The organism is Rhizobium sp. NFR07 (assembly GCF_900111905.1).
Lineage (GTDB): Bacteria > Pseudomonadota > Alphaproteobacteria > Rhizobiales > Rhizobiaceae > Neorhizobium.
Map to the genome: position 1 here is coordinate 96603 of NZ_FOKM01000010.1, position 21853 is coordinate 118455.

Genomic DNA, 21853 nt, shown 5'->3' on the forward strand with positions numbered 1-21853 from the left:
GCGAAATGCGGAGAAAACCATGACCAGCGGCATCCATCACGTCACCGCCCTCACGCGCAAGATCCAGGCCAATGTGGATTTTTACGTCGGCTTCCTTGGCTTGCGTCTCGTCAAGCGGACGGCCGGTTTCGAAGATGCGCAGCAGCTGCATCTCTTCTACGGCGATGGTGCCGCCACGCCCGGCTCGCTCATCACGTTTCTCGCCTGGGAAGATGGTTCACTCGGGCGGGTCGGCCACGGTGCGCCGAGCGAGATCAGCCTTGCGGTCGGTCGCGAGGCGATCGGCTTCTGGCTGACACGGGCCCTGCAATGCAATGTCAAGATGACCGGTCCGACCCAGGAATTCGGCGAGCCGGTGCTGCGACTGACCGATCCCGACGGCATCATTGTCAAGCTCGTCGGCGTCGATGACTATGGCGGCTGGGTCTGGTGGAAAGATGGCGGCATTGCCGAGGCCGATGCCATCCGCGGCATTCGCGGCGCGACCATTCTTTCCGAGAAGGCGGATGAGACCGCCGGTTTCCTGACGCGCCACATGGGCTTTCGTGCGGGCGAAAAGGAAGGCGCGATCCAGCGGCTCGTGTCAGACAGCGGCCAGATCATCGACGTGCGCGATGCCGGCGGTTTCTGGACAGCTGCGCCGGGCACGGGCACGATGGATCATATCGCGGTGCGTGCGCCCGATCGCGCGGCGGTGGAGGCGGTGCATGCGGGGCTCGTCGCGGCCGATGCCGGCGACATGAACATGCATGACCGGCAGTATTTCTATTCGCTCTATGTCCGTGAGCCGGGCGGGACGCTGATCGAGCTTGCCTCCGACGGTCCGGGTTTCCTGACGGACGAACCGATCGAAACGCTCGGCAGCGGGTTCTTCATCCCGAAGCATTTCAAGGGTGATCACGACGCTCTGAAGGTGATGCTGCCGCAGTTCGGCCTGCCGGGCGAAGAGCGGGTGATCTATCGCGACCTGCCTTTCGTCCATCGCATCCACATGCCGGAAAACTGGGATGGTTCGACGCTGGTTCTGCTGCATGGCACCGGTGCAAACGAGACGGCCATGCTCCCGCTCGGCCGCAAGGTGGCGCCTAATGCGATGCTGATCGGCCTGCGTGGCCGTTCGATCGACGAGGGTTATCCGCGCTTCTTCCGCCGCTTCGACCAGGTGACCTTCGACCAGAAGGAGATCGCATCGGAGGCGGAAGCATTCGTTTCCTTCCTGGAGGATATCGGGCCTGCCTACGGCGCGGATCCGGCCAGAACCGTGGTTCTCGGCTATTCCAACGGCGGTAACATGATCGGCGCCACGATACAGCTTCATCCGGAAGCGATCCGCAAGGCCGTCCTGTTGCGGTCGATGAATGTGCTGGAGGCACGGCCCGAGGTCGATCTGTCCGGTACGCAGGTTCTGTCGCTCAGTGCGACCGATGATTTCTACGGTTCGCTTGCCGTGGAGCTAGAGGACAGGCTGAAATCTGCGGGTGCCGCGCTGACGGCGAAGGTGCTGGATGCCAATCATGGTCTCGGGGCCGAAGACGAGGTGATCACCCGCGCCTGGCTCGAAGAGCGGGCCGTCTGATGCAGGCCGGCAATTCCTTGCGCGGTGATTTCGGGCAGGCCGTGCTCTGCGCCGATATCGGCGGGTCCTTCATCAAGTTCGGCATCTCGCGTCAGCCGGGCCATGTGGAGGAACTGGAGCGCTTGCCGACGCCGAAAGCGGACTGGCGGGATCTGGCCGAAGCGCTTCAGCGGCTGGCAGACAAGGCCGATCCTTCAAGGAGCTTACCGCTCGGTCTGTCGGTTGCGGGGCTGGTCGATCCGGTCAACGGTGCGGGGCTTTCAGCCAACATACCGCCGCTCACCGGTTTGCCGATCGCCGAGGCGATCGCGTCGGTTGCCGGGCGGGCTGTCCTTGCCGCAAACGATGCCGACTGCCTGACACTCGCCGAAGCGAATGACGGGGCAGGGCGCGGTTATCCCGTCGTGTTCTGCATCATCATGGGCACCGGCATCGGTGGCGGTCTTGCGATCGACGGCAGGATTGTGCGCGGCGCCGGTGGCGTCACGGGCGAGTGGGGGCATGGGCCGGCGATGAACACAAGTGTGGAGATTGGCGGCAGGCTTGTCCCCGTGCCACGCTTTGCCTGCAACTGCGGCCAGTCCGGCTGCATCGATACGATCGGCGGCGCGCGGGGCATGGAGCGGCTGCATGGCCTGTTCCATGAGGAAGCCCGCAGCAGCCATCGGATCATCGAGGATTGGCAGGCGGGTGAAACGAAGGCCGCAAACACGATCGATGCGTATCTGCAGCTGGTCGCCGATCCATTGGCCGTGGCGATCAATACGGTCGGTGCCTTCATCGTCCCGGTCGGCGGCGGGCTTGCCTCGGCGGAAAAGCTGATCGCGACGCTGGACGAGGCGGTGAGGGCGCGCATTCTCCACCGGCTCGATCGTCCGCTGCTGGTACCGGCAATCCGCCGCGAGGATGGCGGTCTGGTCGGTGCGGCGGTGCTGGCAAGACAGGGAGCGACCGATGTCCGTGCTGCTTGAGGTCTGCGTCGACAGTGCCGAAGGGCTGGAGGCGGCCGTCGAAGGTGGCGCGGACCGGATCGAACTGTGCTCGGCGCTGGATGTCGGCGGGCTGACGCCGTCCCGAGGGCTGATGGCTTTGGCCGCGAAGGCGCCGGTGCCGGTTTACGCGATGATCCGGCCGCGGGCTGGAGGCTTCGTGTTCGGCCCTGCGGATCGGGAGGTGATGCTCGCCGATATCGATGCTGCCCGGGAAAGCGGTCTCGCCGGCGTGGTGCTCGGGGCGAGCCGGGCGGATGGCGGGCTGGACGTCGACCTGTTGAAGACGTTCTCGGAGCGCGCGGACGCAATGGGCCGGACGCTGCACCGGGCCTTCGATCTCGTGCCGGATCCTGCCGAGGCATTGGAGCAGGCGATCGAACTCGGGTTCGAGCGCATACTGACGTCGGGGCTTGCGGTTAAGGCACCGGACGGTGTTGCGGTGCTTCGCCGCCTCGTCGAACAGGCGGACGGGCGGATCTCGATCATGGCGGGCAGCGGGATTACGCCGGCAAATGTGATCGACATCATTCGAGAAACCGGCGTCAGAGAGGTGCATGCTTCCTGTCGCCTGCCGGTGACGTCTTCCGATGAGGCGCTTGCCCGCTTCGGCTTCGCAGCGCGGCAGGAATACCGGACCAGCGACGATATCGTACGCCGGATGCGCGAGGTCGTCCGCGCATAGGACGGAAACGACTATCGCTCGTCCTTCAGGCCGGATGCGACCTGCGCCTTGCGCAGCAGCCAGAGAACCAGAAGGCCGGTTACCGTCGCGAGCAGGGCAACCAGCCACATGCCGAGCCCGACACAGAGGCCGATCGCGCCCGACAGCCACATGCTGGCGCCTGTCGTCAGGCCCTTCACGTCGCCTCGCATCTGGAAGACGACGCCGGCGGCGAGAAAGGCGATGCCGGCGGTGACGGCCTCGATCAGGCGCATCGGATCCATCTGGACCGTGTTCGGCTGGTTGCCGAACTCGTGCATGATCTGCAGGCCGACCAGGGTAAAGACGCAGGCAGCTAATCCGATCAGCATGTTGGTGCGCAGGCCCGCCGCATTGTCGCTCGTCTCCCGTTCCAGGCCGATCAGGCCGCAGAAGAGCGCGGCGCCGAGCAGGCGCACGATCAGCACTTCGATTGAGACCGGCGCTTCATGGGCGAATTCGTTGGCGAGGCTTTCGAGCATGGACGGTTTCCGGTGAACAGGATGTGACACCGGAAACCGAGCTATGTCATGGATGGTTCCATTTGGTTTCCTTCTCATCCCTGTGACATACCGTGGGCGAAGCCCAAGGAGCACAGGAATGAGGGGTAGGGGCGGACCGGTCCGCGGCTTTGGTCAGATGCGCCCGTCCGCGTCGACGATCATCTTGGTCAGGCTGCCGTCTGCCGGATAGAGCGGGATCAGGCAGGCCTGCAGGGCGTGGTAGATGTCGCCCTTGCCGGGGAAGAGCGTGTGGGCGGGGACGAGATCTTCCGTCAGTTCCTCGTGCCAGCCGCCGTTTTTGTGATCGATGAACCTGTTGGCGATGGTGCTCCAGATCAGTCGGTAGCTGTCCTCGTAGAACGGATCATGGGGCAGGTGCTGGTTGATGTAGTGGGCAGTACCCGCCGCCTCGCACATCGGCCACCAGAGCTTGTTGGTCTTGGCCGGCTTGTCGTCCCAATCGAGCGTATAGAAGAAGCCGCCTTTTTCCTTGTCCCAGCCCAGTGACATGGCCTGGATGAACAGGTTCTTGGCCGCATCCGGCATCCATGCATGCTTCTTGTCGCCCAGCGTCCAGAGCTGCAGCGTCAGGCGCGCCCATTCCAGCGCATGGCCGGGCGTGGTGCCGGCCGGGCGGAACATTTCATCCGGATGGTAATAGTCCTTGTTGAGGATCCAGTTGGCATCGAAATGCTCGCCGACGCGGAAGCCGGTCGCTCCGGCCAGCCGACGGATGACGAGATCGGCGATGCTTTCGGCCTTGTCGAGATAGTGCTGTTCGCCGGTCGCCTCATAGGCGGCCATCAGCGCTTCGGTCAGGTGCATGTTGGAGTTCTGGCCGCGATAGCTGCCGCCGTCGATCGGTCCCCAATCGGCGGTGAATTCTTCCGCAATGGCGCCGTGGTCCTTGTCCCAGAATTTTGTTTCCAGCACTTGCGTAATGTCGGCCAGCATTTTGTCGGCGAGCGGGTGGCCGGCTACCTTCGCCGAAGAGGCGGCAAGCAGCACGAAGGCGTGGCCGTAACCCTGCTTGTTGCCGTCGGCCGGACCGTCGTCGTTCATCGTCCAGACGTAACCGCCGTTCGTCTGGTCGCGGTGGCCGTTCCAGAGAAAGTTCATGCCGTGGTCGATCAGATCACCCGCGCCTGGACGGCCGAGCAGATAGGCGATCGAGAAGCAATGGACCATGCGCGCCGAGGCGTGGATGCCTCGGGTCGGGTTGGCACCCGGCAGCGGATTGCCTACATCGTCGAGATCGTAGAAGCCGCCCTTGGGATTGATGGCGCGATACTGGAAGAAGTCGAACAGCCCGTCGGCCTGATCGAGCAGCCAGCGGCGATGGTAGGGAAGATCACTCCAGAATTTCGACACCTGACCAGCTTCGCTCATGCTTTTCTCCCTATCGCAATCGTTCTGCCCAGCTATGGGCTATAGCGACCATATAGAGCTCTGTCGTCGACAAAACATGGCTCATCCACGTCATAAAGCTGGACTTCACATAAAGGCATCTTTATATGGTTATGGATATTTTGATGAATGCCAAGGAGTCTTCCGTGTTCGATGAACTTTTCGGATCAGCAGCCGCCCCGCGTGACGGCACGGAAATTCTGGATGCCCTGAAGGCCGCCGCACGCGAGCGCATCCTCGTCATCGACGGCGCCATGGGCACGCAGATCCAGGGCCTCGGTTTCCAGGAAGAGCATTTTCGCGGCGAGCGCTTCATCGGCTGCGCCTGTCATCAGCAGGGCAATAACGACCTTCTGATCCTGACCCAGCCGCAGGCGATCGAGGACATCCACTATCGCTATGCGATGGCCGGTGCCGACATTCTGGAAACCAACACGTTTTCGTCGACCCGCATTGCGCAGGCCGATTACGAGATGGAAGGCGCGGTCTACGATCTCAACCGCGACGGCGCCCGGCTTGCTCGCCGCGCGGCGATCCGTGCCGAGAAGGAAGACGGTCGTCGCCGCTTCGTCGCCGGCGCCATCGGCCCGACCAACCGTACGGCCTCGATTTCTCCCGACGTCAACAACCCGGGCTATCGCGCCGTCTCCTTCGACGACCTGCGCAAGGCTTATGGCGAGCAGATCGATGGGCTGATCGATGGCGGCGCCGACATCATCCTGATCGAGACGATCTTCGACACGCTGAACGCCAAGGCTGCGATCTTTGCCTGCGAGGAGCGGTTCGAGGCGAAGGGCATCCATCTGCCGGTGATGATCTCCGGCACGATCACCGATCTTTCGGGCCGCACACTGTCCGGCCAGACGCCATCGGCCTTCTGGAACTCGGTCAATCACTCCAGGCCGTTCACGGTCGGCCTTAACTGCGCGCTTGGCGCCGACGCCATGCGGCCGCATCTGCAGGAACTGTCGGACGTCTCCGACACGTTCATCTGCGCCTATCCGAATGCCGGTCTTCCAAACGAGTTCGGCCAGTATGACGAGACGCCGGAGATGATGGCGGCCCAGGTCGAGGAATTCGCCCGCGAGGGACTGGTCAACGTCGTCGGCGGCTGCTGCGGCTCGACGCCGGAGCATATTCGCGCCATTGCCGAGGCCGTCTCGAAGCACAAGCCGCGCGAAATTCCCGAGCATCGGCCGTTCATGTCGCTGTCGGGTCTCGAGCCCTTCGTGCTGACCAAGGACATTCCCTTCGTCAATGTCGGCGAGCGCACCAATGTCACGGGCTCGGCCAAGTTCCGCAAGCTGATCACCAATGCCGATTACACAGCAGCCCTCGCGGTCGCCCGCGACCAGGTGGAGAACGGCGCGCAGGTCATCGACATCAACATGGACGAGGGCCTGATCGACTCGGGCCATGCCATGGTCGAGTTCCTCAACCTCATCGCCGCCGAGCCGGATATCGCCCGCGTGCCTGTCATGATCGACTCGTCGAAGTTCGAGATCATCGAGGCCGGCCTGAAATGCGTGCAGGGCAAGGCGATCGTCAACTCGATCTCGCTGAAGGAAGGCGAGGAGAATTTCCTGCGCCAGGCAAAGCTGATCCGCAATTACGGTGCGGCCGTCGTCGTCATGGCCTTCGATGAAACGGGGCAGGCGGACACCTATGACCGCAAGGTCGAGATCTGCACCCGTGCCTACAAGATCCTGACTGAGCAGGCAGGCTTCCCGCCGGAAGACATCATCTTCGACCCGAACATTTTTGCCGTGGCGACGGGCATCGAGGAGCACAACAATTACGGCGTCGACTTCATCGAGGCCACAAGGACGATCCGCGAGAGAATGCCGCTCGTGCATATTTCCGGCGGCGTGTCGAACCTCTCCTTCTCCTTCCGCGGCAACGAGCCGGTGCGCGAGGCGATGCATGCCGTGTTCCTCTACCACGCCATCCAGGCGGGCATGGACATGGGCATCGTCAATGCCGGGCAGCTGGCTGTCTACGACAATATCGACCCGGAACTCCGCGAGGCCTGCGAGGACGTTGTGCTGAACCGCCGTCCCGATGGCACCGAGCGCCTGCTGGAAGTCGCCGAGCGGTTCCGTGGCGGCCCGGGCCGGGAAGCCAAGGTTCAGGATCTCTCCTGGCGCGAAAAGCCGGTGGCGGAACGTCTGTCCCATGCGCTTGTCAACGGCATCACCGACTATATCGATGCCGATACGGAAGAGGCGCGCCAGCAGGCGGAACGTCCGCTGCATGTCATCGAAGGCCCGCTGATGGCCGGCATGAATGTGGTCGGCGATCTCTTCGGCTCCGGCAAGATGTTCCTGCCGCAGGTGGTGAAATCCGCCCGCGTGATGAAGCAGGCCGTGGCAGTGCTGCTGCCCTACATGGAAGAGGAAAAGCGCCAGAATGGCGGCGACGAGCGCAAGTCGGCCGGCAAGGTGCTGATGGCGACCGTCAAGGGCGACGTCCACGATATCGGCAAGAACATCGTCGGCGTCGTGCTCGCCTGCAATAACTATGAAATCATCGACCTCGGCGTGATGGTGCCGACAACCAAGATCCTGGAAACCGCCGTGGCGGAGAAGGTCGATATCATCGGTCTCTCCGGCCTCATCACCCCGTCGCTCGACGAGATGGTGCATGTGGCGGCCGAGATGGAGCGCCAGGGCTTTGATATTCCGCTGCTGATCGGGGGCGCTACGACCAGCCGTGTTCATACCGCGGTGAAGATCCATCCGCGCTACGAAAAGGGGCAGGCGATCTATGTCACCGATGCCTCGCGTGCGGTCGGCGTCGTATCCTCGCTTCTCTCCAAGGAACAGAAGCCCGGCTATGTGGACGGCATCCGCGGTGAATATGCGAAAGTCGCTGAAGCACATGCCCGCAATGAGCGCGAAAAGCTGCGTCTGCCGATCGCCCGTGCCCGTGCCAATGCGGAGAAGGTGGATTGGGCTTCCTACGAGCCGGTCAAGCCGCAGTTCTTCGGCACCAAGGTGTTCGAGACCTATGATCTGGCGGAACTCGCCGAATATATCGACTGGACGCCGTTCTTCCAGACCTGGGAGCTGAAGGGTCGCTATCCGGCTATCCTCGAAGACGAGAAGCAGGGCGAGGCGGCGCGGCAGCTCTGGACCGACGCCCAGGCAATGCTCGAAAAGATCATCGCCGAAAAGTGGTTCCGGCCGCGGGCAGTGATCGGCTTCTGGCCCGCCAACACGGTCGGCGATGATATCAGGCTCTTCACCGACGAGAAGCGTTCGGAAGAGCTCGCAACCTTCTACACGCTGCGCCAGCAGCTTTCGAAGCGCGATGGTCGCCCGAATGTGGCGCTGTCGGACTTCGTGGCTCCGGTCGATAGCGGCAAGGCCGATTATGTCGGCGGCTTCGTCGTCACGGCGGGCATCGAGGAAGTGGCGATCGCCGAACGTTTCGAGCGGGCGAATGACGATTATTCGTCGATCCTGGTCAAGGCGCTGGCTGACCGCTTTGCCGAAGCCTTTGCCGAGCGCATGCACCAGCGCGTCCGCAAAGAGTTCTGGGGCTATGCGGCGGATGAAAACTTCAGCAACGAAGAACTGATCCACGAGGAATATGCCGGCATCCGCCCGGCGCCGGGCTATCCGGCGCAGCCCGATCATACGGAAAAGGACACGCTGTTCCGGCTGCTCGATGCGACCAAGGCCACCGGCGTGGAACTGACGGAGAGCTTTGCCATGTGGCCGGGCTCTTCCGTCTCCGGCCTCTATATCGGCCATCCGCAGAGCTATTATTTCGGCGTCGCCAAGGTGGAGCGGGACCAGGTCGAGGATTATGCGGCGCGCAAGGGCATGCCGGTGACGGAAGTCGAGCGCTGGCTCGGGCCGGTGCTGAACTACGTGCCGACCAATGCGGCCGAGAAGGTGGACGACGCGGCGTAAGCCGCTACTTCACATCCTGAATCAAGAAGTCGGAAAGTTGATTCACTTTCCGGCTTCTTCTTTTTGATATTGCTTGAAAATCGGCAATTAGCCCTTGGCGAGACGCGCCGTCAGTTCCTCGATGCCGGCGTCGGATTCGACCAGATCGCCGTGAAGCGTCAGGTAGATGCCGAGGCCGACAGTCAGGGCAGCGATGAACAGCAGATACCAGGCATGCGCCATCGGATTGATGGCGAGCGCCGAGGTGACTGCGATCGGTGTGAGCCCACCGAAGACCGCATAGGAGACGTTGTAGGAGAAGGACAGGCCGGAGAAGCGGACGCGTGCCGGGAAGGCGCGGACCATGACGTAAGGCACGGCGCCGACCATGCTGACCGCGAGGCCCATGACGGCGTAAAGCACGAAGACGGTGGTGATCGACGTTGAGGCAAGGCTGTAGAAGGCCCAGGTCGCGGCACCGAAGATGACGCCGCCGACGGTGAAGAAACGCCCGGAACCGATGCGATCGACTATGGCGCCGGCCGCCGAGGTGCCGAAAATCAGGAATACGGTTCCGAAGCTCGTGGCGAGAAGCGACTGCTGCGGGCTGTAACCGTAGAGCTTCTGCAGAAGGGTAGCGGTCATCAGCGTCGTGACGACGATTGCGGCCGACAGGACCCAGGTCAGCAGGACCGAGATGATGACGCTGCGCGGGTGGTCGCGAAGCACGGTCTTCAGCGGCAGTTCCGGCACGAGTGCGCGGCTCGCCTTCATCTCCGTGAAGATCGGCGTTTCCTGCAGCCAGCGACGCATCCAGACCGACAGAAGCCCGAATATGCCGCCGAGGAAGAACGGGATGCGCCATGCGCCGTCAGTGATCGTCTCCGGCGTGAAGACCGTGTTGATGACGGCGGCGATGGAGGAGCCGAGCAGGATGCCGAGCGACAGGCCGGAGGTCAGGAAGCCGCAGGCGAAGCCGACACGGCGGAAGGGCACGTGTTCGGCGACGAAGGTCCAGGCGCCGGGCACCTCTCCGCCGATTGCCGCACCCTGCAGGATGCGCATGAGAACCAGCAGGATCGGCGCGAGCACACCGATCGTCGCGTAGGTCGGCATGATCGCCATGCCGAGCGTCGACAGGGCCATCAGCAGGATCGACAGGGCAAACACCTTCTTGCGGCCGAAGAGATCGCCGAAATGGGCAAGCACGATGCCGCCGAGTGGACGCACCAGATAGCCGGCGGCAAAAATGCCGAAGGTCTGGATCAGCACCAGCCAGTCCGGCATGTCCGGCGGAAAGAAAAGCTTGCCGATCACCGTCGCGAAGAAGACGAAAATGATGAAATCGTAGAATTCCAGCGCGCCGCCAAGTGCAGCAAGGCCGAGTGTACGGAAATCCTGCGACGTCAGGCGGCGAGGGGCGGCCCCAAGGGCGGCCGAAGAGGTGATCGGAGACATGTTACTCAACTGATTGCTCGGGATGGCCTTCCACAGGAAGGCAATACTAGGGCAATGCGGCATCAGGCCCTGCATTTCAAGGCAAGATGGCCGCCTTCGAGGTCATTTGGCGGCCATTACGATGCAGTTAAGCAACAGGTGTATTAGTGATTTTTCAGTCGCGGATGAGTAGCAGGTCGCCCGCTGCGAAACGCAGCGTCACCGTCTCGCCCGGCTGCGGCAGGACCTTGTCCGGCGCATTGAACATGTCGAAGGAAATCTGGTTGCCGCCGACCTCGAACTTGGTGCGCACGACAGAGCCGAGGAAGTGGGAGGAGACGACGGTGCCGGTGAGCGCGGTATCGCCCTTGGCACTTTCAGAGAGTGAGCCTGCTTCGGGGCGCAGTGCAACGGACACCTTGTCACCGGCCTTCAGCGCGGCGATCGGTTCGCGGAGCGTGATGACGTTTTCGCCGATGCGGATCGTGTTGGCCGCAGGGTCGGCGACAACAGCGTCGATGATGTTCAGCGTGCCGACGAAGGAGGCGACGAAGCGGGTCGCGGGGCGATTGTAGATGTCGGACGGCGTGCCGATCTGGTCGGCGCGGCCTGCATTCATCACCACGATGCGGTCGGAGATCGACAGCGCCTCTTCCTGGTCATGGGTGACGAAGACGGTGGTGATGCCGAGCTGGCGCTGGATCTGTCGGATTTCCTCGCGCAGCGAAACGCGGATCTTGGCGTCGAGCGCCGAGAGCGGCTCGTCGAGCAGCAGTACCTGCGGTTTGGGCGCCAGCGCGCGGGCGAGCGCCACACGCTGCTGCTGGCCACCCGACATCTGGTAAGGATAGCGCTCGGCGAGATGTTCGAGGCCGATCAGCTTCAGCATTTCGGTAACGCGCGTCGCTATCTCGGCTTTCGCCATGCCGGCGACCTTGAGGCCGAAGGCGACGTTGTCGAAGACGTTCATGTTGGGGAACAGCGCATAGGCCTGGAAGACCATGCCGATATTGCGCTGGCTGGTTTTCAGGCCGGACTGGTTGCGGCCGTTGATGGTGATCGTGCCGTCGCTCGGCGTTTCGAAGCCGGCGATCATCCGGAGGATGGTTGTCTTGCCGCAGCCGGACGGGCCGAGGAAGGAGATGAATTCACCCTTCTCGATCGCCATGTGGAAGTCCTTGACGACCTGAGTCGGCCCGAAACTCTTCTTGATGCTGTCGAGGACGAGAAACGACATGGAAAATCCTTAGGCCTTGGACGGCGTCAATTTGCTGAAACGGGACACGAGCTGGATAAGGCCCATGGAAAGCCAGGTCATGGCGAAGGCGATGATCGCAAGCGCCGACGGTTCATAGGCCTTGTTGGCGCCGACGAGCTGCAGATAGGGGCCGAAGGCCGGGCGGTTGAGCAGCGACGCCATGGTGAACTCGCCGATGACGATGGCGAAGGTAATGAAGGCGCCGGACAATACGCCCGACATGACGTTCGGGAAGATGCACTTGAACAGGATGGTCGGCCATTTGGCGCCGAGGATTTCGGCAGCTTCGGTCAGCGTCCGCACATCGATCGTGCGCATCGCCGTGTCGACCGATCGGTACATGTAGGGCAGCGACAGGGTGATGTAGGACATCACCAAGAGCACGTTGGTGCCGAAGATCGAGCCGGTGAAGGGGATGTAGGACGAGGAATTATAGAGGCGCAGATAACCGAAGACGATGACGATCGCCGGGATGACGAGCGGCATCAGCGTGATGAATTCCATCACCGGGCGCATCTGCGGCAAGCGAAGGCGCACCCAATAGGCGGTCGGAACGACGAGAAGCATGCCGAAAACGATGGTGAAGATCGCCATCAGGACGGAAAAGCCGAAGGTCTGCTGGAACTGGATGTCGGAGAAGACCGAACCGTAGGAGTCGAACGAATATTCGCCGCGGCGCATGCGCAGCGAGAATTCGAAGGTGCCGAGCAGCGGCACGAAGAAGTAGATGATGCCGATGGCGATGGCGAGCCAGGCGAAGAACTTGGTCATCTTCATGTGCGCGCTCTCACTTCTGCCAGCGTTCGGCGCGCATGCGCAGCCAGATGTAGAGGATGTTCGAGATGCCGGTGATGACGATCATGCCGAGCGCCAAGGCGTAGCCGAGGTTCGGATTGTGCAGCACGTCGCCGCGGATCTGTGCATAGAGCAGGATCGGCACGATGTTGAGTGAGGCGCCTGTCAGCGCATAGGCAGTCGCGATGGCGCCGAAGGCATTGGCGAAGAGCAGCAGCGAGGTACCGAGCAGGCTCGGCCAGAGGATCGGCATCGCCACCATGCGCCAGTATTGCCAGGTCGAGGCGCCCAATATTTCGGATGCCTCGCGCCATTCCTTCTTCAGGCCGTCCAGCGCCGGCGTCAGGATCAGAACCATCAGCGGGATCTGGAAGAACATGTAGGTGATGGTCAGTCCGAAGAAGGACAGAAGGTTGAAGCCGGTCGAATAGAGATTGAAGCCGAACCAGTCGCGCAGGAAGACGGTGACAAGGCCGGTGCGGCCAAGCGTGGCGATGAAGGCGAAGGCGAGCGGCACGCCGGCGAAGTTCGAGGCGACGCCGGAAAAGGTCAGAAGGCCGGAGCGGATCCAGGAGGGCAGGCCGCCGAGCACGATCGCCCAGGCAAGCGCAAAGCCAATGATAGCGCCGCCGAGCGAGGAGGCGAAGGAGACCTTGATAGAGATCCAGTAGGCCGAAAGGATGGTCGGCGTGAACAGGTCGCCGATATTCTTGAAGGTGAAATCACCTTCCGGCGTGAAGAAGGCGCCGGTGACGAGATAGAGCGTCGGGACGATCAGAAACATCAGCGCGAAGATCATGAACGGCGCGATGCCGAGCCAATCGACGACGGTGCGGCGGTCGATGAAGGACGAGGATGCTGTGCTCATGAAGCCGGGTTTCTGTCCGAGGAGGGAAAAACCTCCCCGCCTTCAAAGACGGGGAGGCCGGATGCATTGTTTACTGAACGTTGGCGCCGACGACGCTGTCCCACTTGGTGGTGATGGCGGTCTTGCCCTTGTCCTGCTCGTCGAGTGTCGGGAACTTTGCCTTTTCGTAGGCGGCTGCCGGCGGCAGGGCGTCGAGCATTTCCTTCGGGATCTTGTTGTTCTTGGCAAGATCGTTGAAGCGGATCGGGTGGCAATAGCCCTTCAGGTAGCCGAGCTGGCCTTCGTCGGAATAGAGATATTCCATCCACAGCTTGGCAGCGTTCGGGTGCGGAGCGAAGGCCGAGATCGCCTGGACGTAGACGCCGGCGACGACGCCCGATTCCGGAACGACGACTTCGAGCGGCGGGTTGCCCTTCAGCGTGTCGCGCCAGGAGAGACCGTTATAGTCCCAGGCGACGACGATCGGGGTGGAGCCCTGGGCGAGCGAAGCGGACTTGCCGATGACCGGGACGAAGTTGCCGGCCTTGTTGATGTCGGCAAACAGCTTCAGGCCGGCTTCGCCAGCCTTGGTCGCGTCGGTTTCGCCGGCAGCGAGGCCTGCGGCGTAGACGGCCTGAACAGCCTGGTTGGAGCCGCGCGGGTCGCCAGCGAGAGCAACCGAGTTGGCATAGTCGGACTTGGTCAGGTCCTTCCAGTCCTTCGGGACTTCCTTGACGATGTCGGTGTTCACGATGAAGGAGAGAACGCCGTAATAGTCGCCGTACCAGTAGCCTTCAGCATCCTTGGCGTCGTCCGGGATCGAATCCCAGGTGGAAACCTTGTAGGGCTGGATCAGCTTTTCGGCCTTGGAGGACGGGCCGAAGGACAGGCCGACGTCGATGACGTCAGGAGCCTGCGGGCCGGTATTGCCCTTGTTGGCCTTGATGGCTTCGATTTCGTCGCCCGAGCTCGCGTCCGGGTTCAGTTCGTTGACTTCGATGCCGTACTTGGCCTTGAAGCCGGCAATGATGTCGCCGTAACCGCACCAGCTGTGGGGCAGGGCGATGGTGGTGAGCGAGCCTTCCTTCTTGGCGGCGGCGATCAGATCGGCGCTCGGCTCGGCGAAGGCAAAGGAGGTGGAGGCAACGACTGCGGCAGTCGTCAGCGAGAGCAGGCGATGGGCGTTCTTGAGCACGGGTGTCCTCCTGAGGGTTTTGTCGTGTCGGCGGCGACTCGTAGAGCCGTTTCGTGAACTGTATGTGACAGGCCCGGCGCCGATCATCTTCCTATAAGCCCCCGCTTTGAAAGCATTTTTTCGCGATGCCGTGACCGCCGGATGTCGTCGCCTGTGGATAACCGGGCGCAGACGTCGCGGGCAGGACAGGGAAGGCGCAATTCAGCCAAGAGAAAAGCGAAGTTTCGTTTGACGGCGCGCACAAAGTGAAGAATTCTCTGCTGCAACTTTTATTTTATTTCTACGGATCTTCTCCTCAAGACCATTTTTGATGTCGGCGGCCTTGAAGAAGCACTGAACTATAATCGGCCGGGACAGGGATCGAGACCGTCCGTTACAGCAACCCGACAGGGCATGCATAAGAACAGATCCCCTTGGGAGCGTCAGAGCTGTGTCAGCGCCGGCACCGAAATATCGGGCCGGTGCAGGTCAGACAGGGCATATCCGGCCGTTGGGGCCGGAGCCCGTTGCTTTGAGCAGGAGAAGGGGAATGGAAAGTTCATCTGCCGGCGTCAGCTACAAGAAGGCCGACGCCTCCTATTTCGACAAGCGCGGATTGTCGCGTTATGCCGGTGTCTGGTCGCTCTGGGCGCTCGGCGTCGGGGCGGTCATCTCGGGTCATTTTTCCGGCTGGAATTTCGGCTTCGCCACCGGCGGCTGGGGCGGTATGCTGGTCGCCGGCATCATCATCGCGATCATGTATCTCGGCCTGACCTTCTCGATTGCCGAGATGAGCCCGGCGCTGCCGCATACAGGAGCGGCCTATTCCTTCGCCCGAACCGCGATGGGCCCCTGGGGCGGGTTCCTCACCGGGCTTTGCGAGAATGTCGAATACGTGCTGACGCCTGCCGTCATCGTCACCTTCATCACCGCCTATGTGAACTCGATCCTCGGCCTCGATGCGGCCTATTCGCCGCTGCTGTGGATCCTGTTCTACGCGGTCTTCCTGGCGCTCAACGTCTTCGGCCTGGAACTGTCGTTCAAGGTGACGCTGGTGATCACGCTGATTTCGCTGGCGGTCTTGGTGTTCTTCTGGATCAGCGCCATCCCGAACATGGATTTTTCCCGCTGGGCGCTGAATATCGGCGTCGGCCCTGATGGTGCGGCAATCGAACTGCCGGAAGGCAATGGCGACTGGTTCCCCTTTGGCTTTACCGGCGTTCTGGCGACGCTGCCCTTTGCGGTGTGGCTGTTCCTCGCCATCGAACAGCTGCCGCTTGCCGCGGAAGAATCGGTCGACCCGAAGCGTGACATGCCGAAGGGCATCATTCTCGGCATCATCACCCTAATGATCTCGGCCTTCATGATCGTGCTGCTCAACCCGTCGCTGCCGGGCGTCGGCGCCTTCCATCTCGGCTCGGCGCTGGAGCCGCTGCTCGACGGGTTCAAGGCGGTCTATGGCGATAGCGGTGTTGTCATCCTCGGTCTCGTGGCGCTGACGGGCCTGATCGCCAGCTTCCACACGATCCTCTATGCTCAGGGCCGGCAGATCTATTCGCTGTCGCGCGCCGGCTACTTCCCGACGGCTCTGTCGGTTACGCACCCGGTCTACAAGACGCCCTATGTGGCGATGATGGCCGGTGCCGGCATTGGGCTTGCGGTCATGCTGGTGATCTGGTTCGCGCTCGGCGCGGAACAGGGCGGTACGGTGATCGGCGCCGTGCTGCTCAACATGGCCGTCTTCGGCGCGATGTTCTCCTACATCATGCAGGCGATCTCCTTCATCATCCTGCGCAAGAAGCTGCCGAATATCGAGCGGCCGTTCCGCTCGCCGCTCGGCATCCCGGGTGCGGCACTGACGATCATCATCGCCGTGGTGACGCTGCTCTACCAGATCCAGGATCCGAACTTCTTCAAGGGCGTAGTTTGGGTCGTCGTCTGGTTCGCGGTCGCGATCGCCTATTTCGCGATCGTCGGTCGGCACCGGCTTATCCTCTCTCCAGAAGAGGAATTCGCCATGGAGCACAAGGAAGCTGCAGCGCTCGCCTGACCGTTCCATTCGCTTTGCAAGGAAGGCGGTCGCGTGCGGCCGCCTTTTTTCGTTTCCGCGTGAGGGACCAGTTCTTCTCGATGACATTCGCAGATGCTGAAATTAACCATCCGTTAACCATGATTGGAAAGGATATGGGCTAACGGCCCCATGCTTCGGGGATGTCTGGAGAGCGATGCGGCTCGTCACCTTTCGAGGATGGAAAATGCCCGTAATCTCTTTCGCCAATGCCAAGGGCGGCGCCGGCAAGACGACAGCCGCACTCCTGCTCGCCACCGAACTCGCTCATCAGGGTTTCCGCATCACCATCATCGATGCCGACCCGCAGCGCTGGATCAGCCAATGGCAGGAGGCCTCGGGCAAGGTCCGAAATATCGAGGTGGTCTCCGAGATCAGCATCGCATCCCTGCAGTGTCATCTGCGTGAGATGGCGTCCCAGACCGACTATTTCATCATCGACCTCGCCGGCGCCCGTGACGCGCTCGTCACCACGGCACTCGGACTTTCAGACCACGTCTTCATCCCGGTCCAGGGCTCGGCCATGGATGCCAGGGGCGCGGCTCAGATCCTCGATCTGCTGGCGCTGATGAGGGACAAGGGGCGGCTCGAGATCGCCCATTCCGTCGTGCTCACCCGCGTCACCTCGATGGTGACGACGAAGGCGATCGTCGCCATCAAGGGGCTGCTGGCCTCCAAGGGCGTTCACGTTCTGGCGACCCCGATCGGCGAGCGCATCGCCTTCAAGGAACTGTTCGAGACCGGCGGCACGCTGCACGGCATGGACCCGGCCAACGTCAGCAATGTCGACAAGGCGCGCGAAAATGCCCGCCAGTTCGCCCGCGAAGTTCTGAGCCTGATGCCGGTCAAGGTGACGCGCTCGGCGGTCTCCCGTTTGATCGGTCTCGGTAGAGGCATCTCCTGAGTAGAAAAATGTGGTGATGAACGTGGCTGCTGCGGTTGTCTGCCCAAGCCAGTTCGGCATCAGAGACCACTAATTTTAACGCCGGACTCGGCGAGCGCCCTGAAGGTCGCCATGTCTTTGGGCTGTCCCTGTTGAACAACGTCCACATCTTTGAGGGCGTTCAGTTTCAGCAGCGGTGAGAAATCTGCAACTTTCCCGCAATAGTAGATTTTCAGCCGCTCAAGGTTTGGAAGGCGGGCCAGGAAGCTCACGTCCTCCATCGATTTGAGATTGTGAACCCAAAGATCGGTGACGCTCGGCTTTTCGTCAAAATCCACATGCGTGTCCGTCGAACCGGAGATCTGGAGCGATTCTATCGCTCCAGCGGCTTCGATCACGACACGATCAAAGCCGGATATTCCCAAATGCTTTAGTTGACGACTGGACACATAGTTGAGGAGCTTGCCGGCCTTGTCCTTCTTGGCATTCAGGAACTCCAGCTTGGGAAAGCTGGTCTCGTCGAAGAAGACTTCGGAATCGTAGATGGTGAGGTGGCGTATGGCCGAGGCCGCAGCCGTCCAACGAACTGATTTCCGGATGCTGCCATGAATGAATATTCCGCCTTCGATACGTTCCGACATATCGCGGATGCCATCGAGAATCTCGCCGTCTGTTTCCATGTAGTGGACGCCGAGTGACGCAAACTTAGTCATCCAGGGAACAATATATTTCGGGCACGCCTTCATGCGAAACTGGATCGAGGCGTTTCGAAGGTCGAAATTCGCCGCTTCGTCAGGCGCGAAATAAGCCTTTCGGCTGGCTAGATCGAAGTGGGGCTTTGGACCGATATAGACCAATTCGCCCGTAGGAGGCGCCCTGTATTTGTCGATCATGCGTGCCTCCTCGTCAGGATGTGCGATGCCTTGGTGATCGCAAAAAAGCCCCGCAATCGCTGAGCTGCAGGGCCCGTTCCCGTATTGGCAAGCCTGTTACTCGACGAATTCCACCGTCGTGCCCGGCTTGACCATCTTGGCAAGCTCGGTCGCGTCCCAGTTGGTCAGGCGCACGCAGCCGTGGCTGTTGGTCTTGCCGATCTTGGACGGTTCCGGCGTGCCGTGGATGCCGTAGGTCGGCTTCGACAGGGCGATCCAGACGGTGCCGACCGGGCCGTTCGGGCCTGGCGGGATCTGCAGGATTTCGGTGTTGTTGCCCTGGGTGAAGTTGATCTTCGGATTGTAGGTATAGCCAGGATCGAGTGCGATGCGCTGGACCGTATGGTTGCCGGTCGGCGACGGGGTGTCGGATGATCCGATCGTTGCCGGATAGGCGGCAATGAGATTGTTGTCGGCGCCATAGGCGAAAACCTGCTTGCGCGCCTTGTCGGCGACGATGCGCGTCACTTCGCCCTTCTTCGGTTGAGCCGGATTGACGACCTTGATGATCGTGCCGGGAATGGAGAAGTCGGCATTCGGATTGAGCGACTTCAGGTAGTTCTCATCCATGTGGAACTGCTCGGCGAGCTTCTCGGTGACCGAGGTAAACGACATGGCCGGCAGCGCCGCCTTGTGGGCATAGTCTTCCGGGATAGACGCGACATAGGGACCTGCGGCATCAGCCGGCGTGATCGTGTAGTCGACGATCGGCAGGCCGCCGGAATAGGTCAGGCGCTGCATGATCTCTTCGGAATTGTTCGGATCCAGCGTCTCGCCCGTCATTTCCTGCCAGGCTGCGATTGCCTTGTTGACATTGTCACCGAGACGGCCGTCGATGACGCCCGGCGAAATGCCTTCGCGATCCAGAAATACCTGGAGGGCGGCTATTTCAGCCTGCGGCTTATTCGCCACCGTGGCTACGGGCTTGTTCGGGTGCAGTTGCTCGGCCGGTGGCATGCTCGGGTTCGGCTCGAGCGATGCCTCTTCCGGATAACCCTGGTCGACACCCGGCAATTCCTGCTGGTCGAGCGGCATGCGGGTGACCTGATCCTGTCGGCCGATCGAGCCGGTCGTTGCGCCGGGCTCTACCGGATCTCCCGGTCGATACTGGCGGTAGTCGCGATAGCCGTAGCCGCTCTGGTCGTCGTAACGAGCCTGGTCGCGGCGATTATTGCCGTAACCCGGCGGCGGCGGATAGCCAATATTTCCGCCACGATAGCCGTCGCGGTGCATTTCGGTTGCGATGACATTGCCATAGCTGTCGACATAGACACGCTGGCCGGCTCGGTCCCGCGTGATGGAAATTCCGCCACCATTGGGAACATAATCGAGGATGGCGCCGTCAGGTGCGACCAGCATCGGCCCTTCCTCATAGCCGTAATAGCGCGATTGCGCCGAGGCCGGGGACTGACTGAGGGATGCCGCAAGGACAGACAGGCTGATACTGAAAAGGAGCGAGCGCTTCACGATTCCACCGATTATAATGTTGCACATTCAGGTAATCGGGAATGTGGCTTTCTGGTTCCCGTTTGCTGTCTGCGATGACTGACAAGTTAAATTTGACGCTTGTATGGAAAAATCTCAGCTTGCAATGAATGAATCATTAAATTCCGCTCACCTTTGGTAACGCCCGGGTGAGCACTAGGAGGAAATACCGATGAAGACCTTCTCCGCCGCTCTGGGGCCACGGCTCATGCTGGACGAAAGCTCGGTTCTCGATATCGGAAGCTGCTTCGTCAACGATGTCGATATCGCGCCAGGCAGAGCGATACCGGACGATGGTGATCCTCGGATCGATCATTCGCTGGAGGGGTTCCTGTTCACCTGCGGCCCCGATCACATCCGCCATCCCGACCTGATCGACGGCAAGAGCAATGGCCATAAGTTTCCGCTGCACGGGTCCTTCTCTTCGCATCCGGCCGAGATCCAGTTCTGGGATGCTCAAGGAGACGATGCGGAATGTCGCGCGAAGGTGAAGGTGGCGACAGCCGATGGCGGCAGCGCGCTCCTCGAACGCCATTGGCGCATCGACAACACGACCGGCGAGGTCTGCCTGCAGGACAGGGTGACCAATACCGGCGACCGGTCGATGGCGCGGGTGCATATGTATCACATGAATGTCGGTGCCTGGCTGTTCGACGATGCCGTGCATCTCTCCGGCCGGATGCTGGAGGGCGGTGGGACACCCTGGGGATTCGGTCCCGATCCGGGCAGCGTGTTCTGTGTATCGGCCAGGGAAGAAGGTAAGGAATGGGCGGAAGTGGCGCTCGGACCGATCGCCGCGCTCGGCGGATCGACGCTCAAGGTGAAATTCAAGACGGACGGGCTGCCCTACCTGCAGATCTGGCGCAACCAGGCAGCACCCGCCCATGTGCTCGGGATCGAGCCTGTCTCCCACCGGCTGGCGAGCCGCAAGGAACTCAAGGAAAGCGGCGAACTCGAATGGTTGAAGCCGGGCGAGAGCGCCGACTATGCGCTGCGTTTTGCCTTCGTTTGATGTGACATCCTTCTGTCGTTGACGCTCACCGAGGCACCGCGTAATGCTTGCGCCTCAAAAAGGAATGGAGGTTGCCATGGATATACGCCAGATCAACGACGAGTATTCGGTTTCCGGTCAGATCACCGTAGACGAACTGGATCAGGTCAAGGCAATGGGGTTCAAATCCATCGTCTGCAACCGTCCCGACGAGGAAGAGCCGGGCCAGCCGCATTTCGCCGACATCGAGGGGCGTGCGAAGGAACTCGGCATCGAGATCCGCCACATCCCGGTCGGCCGCATGGGCCTGACGCCGCAAGGCGTGACAGAGATGGTCGATGCGGTGGAAGACCTGCCGAAGCCGATGCTCGGCTATTGCCGCTCGGGCGCCCGCTCGACCGCGATCTACGACCAGGCCCAGCGTTCGCGCGGCTAACGACTTTTTCGCGCACGATGCGGGCATCCGTGTCGTGCTTATTCTAAGCTCAGCATTCAGGAGCATTCCCATGAGCATCAAGCGCATCGAGCCCGGCGCCCGCATGAGCGGCGCAGTCGTCCACGGCAACACCGTCTATCTCGCCGGCCAGGTTGGCGAAGGCGAGACCGTGACGGACCAGTGCAAGGACGCGCTCGCCGAAGTCGATCGCCTGCTCGCAGCCGCCGGCTCCGACAAGTCGAAGGTCCTGCAGACGATCATCTATCTCTCCGACATGTCGACCTTCGGCGAAATGAACGCCGTCTGGGAAGCCTGGATCGATCCGGCCAACCCGCCGGCACGCGCGACGAGCGAAGCCGCTCTCGCCGCACCGAAATACAAGGTCGAGTTCATCGTCACCGCTGCGATCTGATTTCGATCATCCGAACATGAAAAAAAGAGGCCGGTGAAAACCGGCCTCTTTTGTATCT

18 protein-coding genes are annotated in these 21853 nt (G+C 61.6%); 9 read left to right on the forward strand and 9 right to left on the reverse strand.

Features of this window, described 5'->3' with window-relative positions; all coding sequences use genetic code 11:
• Nucleotides 1–19 precede the first annotated feature (19 nt).
• Genes BM216_RS20645 through BM216_RS20655 form a run of 3 tightly spaced genes read left to right on the forward strand, consistent with a single transcriptional unit; the run spans nt 20 to nt 3250 of the window.
• The gene (locus BM216_RS20645; RefSeq protein ID WP_093001094.1) at nt 20–1576 is read left to right on the forward strand and encodes a VOC family protein; all 1557 of its coding nucleotides are present in this window, start codon (nt 20–22) and stop codon (nt 1574–1576) included.
• Complete coding sequence (locus tag BM216_RS20650; protein WP_093001095.1) at nt 1576–2547, forward strand: ROK family protein; 972 nt, start codon at nt 1576–1578, stop codon at nt 2545–2547. Before BM216_RS20645 ends, BM216_RS20650 begins: the two co-directional genes overlap by 1 nt.
• The gene (locus BM216_RS20655; RefSeq protein WP_093001096.1) at nt 2531–3250 is read left to right on the forward strand and encodes a copper homeostasis protein CutC; all 720 of its coding nucleotides are present in this window, start codon (nt 2531–2533) and stop codon (nt 3248–3250) included. The genes BM216_RS20650 and BM216_RS20655 overlap by 17 nt, the downstream gene beginning before the upstream one ends.
• 11 nt (nt 3251–3261) lie before the next feature.
• Here BM216_RS20655 and BM216_RS20660 read toward each other — a convergent pair whose 3' ends face one another.
• Nucleotides 3262–3750, reverse strand: coding sequence for an MgtC/SapB family protein (locus BM216_RS20660; RefSeq protein ID WP_093001097.1), 489 nt, complete (start codon nt 3748–3750; stop codon nt 3262–3264).
• A gap of 153 nt (nt 3751–3903) precedes the next feature.
• Nucleotides 3904–5160: an AGE family epimerase/isomerase gene (locus BM216_RS20665; RefSeq protein WP_093001098.1), complete on the reverse strand. Its 1257-nt coding sequence runs from the start codon at nt 5158–5160 to the stop codon at nt 3904–3906.
• 164 nt (nt 5161–5324) lie between these two features.
• Here BM216_RS20665 and metH point away from each other — a divergent pair, with 164 nt between their 5' ends.
• Entirely contained in the window at nt 5325–9098 is a 3774-nt protein-coding gene (metH, locus tag BM216_RS20670) for a methionine synthase (protein ID WP_093001240.1), read from the forward strand.
• An 87-nt stretch (nt 9099–9185) separates the two neighbouring features.
• On the opposite strand, the gene BM216_RS20675 is transcribed toward metH, so the two are convergent.
• The 5 genes from BM216_RS20675 to BM216_RS20695 form a co-directional block, all read right to left on the reverse strand.
• Nucleotides 9186–10535 carry an MFS transporter gene (locus BM216_RS20675; protein ID WP_093001099.1) on the reverse strand — a complete coding sequence of 450 codons (1350 nt, stop codon included), beginning with the start codon at nt 10533–10535 and terminating at the stop codon, nt 9186–9188.
• 154 nt (nt 10536–10689) lie between these two features.
• Nucleotides 10690–11751 (reverse strand): ABC transporter ATP-binding protein, encoded by a 1062-nt coding sequence (locus tag BM216_RS20680; protein WP_093001100.1) that lies wholly within the window; start codon nt 11749–11751, stop codon nt 10690–10692.
• A 9-nt stretch (nt 11752–11760) separates the two neighbouring features.
• The gene (locus BM216_RS20685; RefSeq protein WP_093001101.1) at nt 11761–12549 is read right to left on the reverse strand and encodes an ABC transporter permease; all 789 of its coding nucleotides are present in this window, start codon (nt 12547–12549) and stop codon (nt 11761–11763) included.
• 10 nt (nt 12550–12559) lie between these two features.
• Nucleotides 12560–13435, reverse strand: coding sequence for an ABC transporter permease (locus BM216_RS20690; RefSeq protein WP_093001102.1), 876 nt, complete (start codon nt 13433–13435; stop codon nt 12560–12562).
• A 70-nt stretch (nt 13436–13505) separates the two neighbouring features.
• On the reverse strand, nt 13506–14609 hold the full coding sequence (locus tag BM216_RS20695) for an ABC transporter substrate-binding protein (RefSeq protein WP_244530251.1): 1104 nt from the start codon (nt 14607–14609) through the stop codon (nt 13506–13508).
• Between the two features lie 529 nt (nt 14610–15138).
• Between BM216_RS20695 and BM216_RS20700 the strand changes: the two genes are divergently transcribed.
• Together BM216_RS20700 and BM216_RS20705 are read left to right on the forward strand one after the other, a co-directional pair.
• Entirely contained in the window at nt 15139–16638 is a 1500-nt protein-coding gene (locus tag BM216_RS20700) for an amino acid permease (protein WP_093001104.1), read from the forward strand.
• 205 nt (nt 16639–16843) lie between these two features.
• Nucleotides 16844–17560 (forward strand): ParA family protein, encoded by a 717-nt coding sequence (locus BM216_RS20705; RefSeq protein WP_093001241.1) that lies wholly within the window; start codon nt 16844–16846, stop codon nt 17558–17560.
• A gap of 59 nt (nt 17561–17619) precedes the next feature.
• Here BM216_RS20705 and BM216_RS20710 read toward each other — a convergent pair whose 3' ends face one another.
• Nucleotides 17620–18432 (reverse strand): leucine-rich repeat domain-containing protein, encoded by an 813-nt coding sequence (locus BM216_RS20710; RefSeq protein WP_093001105.1) that lies wholly within the window; start codon nt 18430–18432, stop codon nt 17620–17622.
• Nucleotides 18433–18528: 96 nt separating this feature from the next.
• On the reverse strand, nt 18529–19938 hold the full coding sequence (locus BM216_RS20715; RefSeq protein ID WP_177230857.1) for a L,D-transpeptidase: 1410 nt from the start codon (nt 19936–19938) through the stop codon (nt 18529–18531).
• A gap of 190 nt (nt 19939–20128) precedes the next feature.
• On the opposite strand from BM216_RS20715, the gene BM216_RS20720 reads away from it, so the two are divergent.
• The 3 genes from BM216_RS20720 to BM216_RS20730 all read left to right on the forward strand — a co-directional run bounded on the left by BM216_RS20720 (nt 20129) and on the right by BM216_RS20730 (nt 21795).
• Nucleotides 20129–20968 carry a DUF4432 family protein gene (locus tag BM216_RS20720; protein WP_093001107.1) on the forward strand — a complete coding sequence of 280 codons (840 nt, stop codon included), beginning with the start codon at nt 20129–20131 and terminating at the stop codon, nt 20966–20968.
• 76 nt (nt 20969–21044) lie between these two features.
• Nucleotides 21045–21383, forward strand: a complete 339-nt coding sequence (locus tag BM216_RS20725; RefSeq protein ID WP_093001108.1) for a protein tyrosine phosphatase family protein — start codon at nt 21045–21047, stop codon at nt 21381–21383.
• Nucleotides 21384–21453: 70 nt separating this feature from the next.
• Entirely contained in the window at nt 21454–21795 is a 342-nt protein-coding gene (locus BM216_RS20730) for a RidA family protein (RefSeq protein WP_093001109.1), read from the forward strand.
• The last annotated feature ends 58 nt before the right edge of the window (nt 21796–21853 follow it).

Coding starts and splice junctions, on each gene's coding strand:
- BM216_RS20655 (WP_093001096.1), top strand. CDS start 2,531: ATGTCCGTGCTGCTTGAGGTCTGCGTCGACAGTGCCGAAGGGCTGGAG.
- BM216_RS20700 (WP_093001104.1), top strand. CDS start 15,139: ATGGAAAGTTCATCTGCCGGCGTCAGCTACAAGAAGGCCGACGCCTCC.
- BM216_RS20730 (WP_093001109.1), top strand. CDS start 21,454: ATGAGCATCAAGCGCATCGAGCCCGGCGCCCGCATGAGCGGCGCAGTC.
- BM216_RS20660 (WP_093001097.1), bottom strand. CDS start 3,750: ATGCTCGAAAGCCTCGCCAACGAATTCGCCCATGAAGCGCCGGTCTCA.
- BM216_RS20680 (WP_093001100.1), bottom strand. CDS start 11,751: ATGTCGTTTCTCGTCCTCGACAGCATCAAGAAGAGTTTCGGGCCGACT.
- BM216_RS20720 (WP_093001107.1), top strand. CDS start 20,129: ATGAAGACCTTCTCCGCCGCTCTGGGGCCACGGCTCATGCTGGACGAA.
- BM216_RS20690 (WP_093001102.1), bottom strand. CDS start 13,435: ATGAGCACAGCATCCTCGTCCTTCATCGACCGCCGCACCGTCGTCGAT.
- BM216_RS20710 (WP_093001105.1), bottom strand. CDS start 18,432: ATGATCGACAAATACAGGGCGCCTCCTACGGGCGAATTGGTCTATATC.
- BM216_RS20725 (WP_093001108.1), top strand. CDS start 21,045: ATGGATATACGCCAGATCAACGACGAGTATTCGGTTTCCGGTCAGATC.
- BM216_RS20645 (WP_093001094.1), top strand. CDS start 20: ATGACCAGCGGCATCCATCACGTCACCGCCCTCACGCGCAAGATCCAG.
- BM216_RS20705 (WP_093001241.1), top strand. CDS start 16,844: ATGCCCGTAATCTCTTTCGCCAATGCCAAGGGCGGCGCCGGCAAGACG.
- BM216_RS20650 (WP_093001095.1), top strand. CDS start 1,576: ATGCAGGCCGGCAATTCCTTGCGCGGTGATTTCGGGCAGGCCGTGCTC.
- BM216_RS20675 (WP_093001099.1), bottom strand. CDS start 10,535: ATGTCTCCGATCACCTCTTCGGCCGCCCTTGGGGCCGCCCCTCGCCGC.
- BM216_RS20665 (WP_093001098.1), bottom strand. CDS start 5,160: ATGAGCGAAGCTGGTCAGGTGTCGAAATTCTGGAGTGATCTTCCCTAC.
- BM216_RS20685 (WP_093001101.1), bottom strand. CDS start 12,549: ATGAAGATGACCAAGTTCTTCGCCTGGCTCGCCATCGCCATCGGCATC.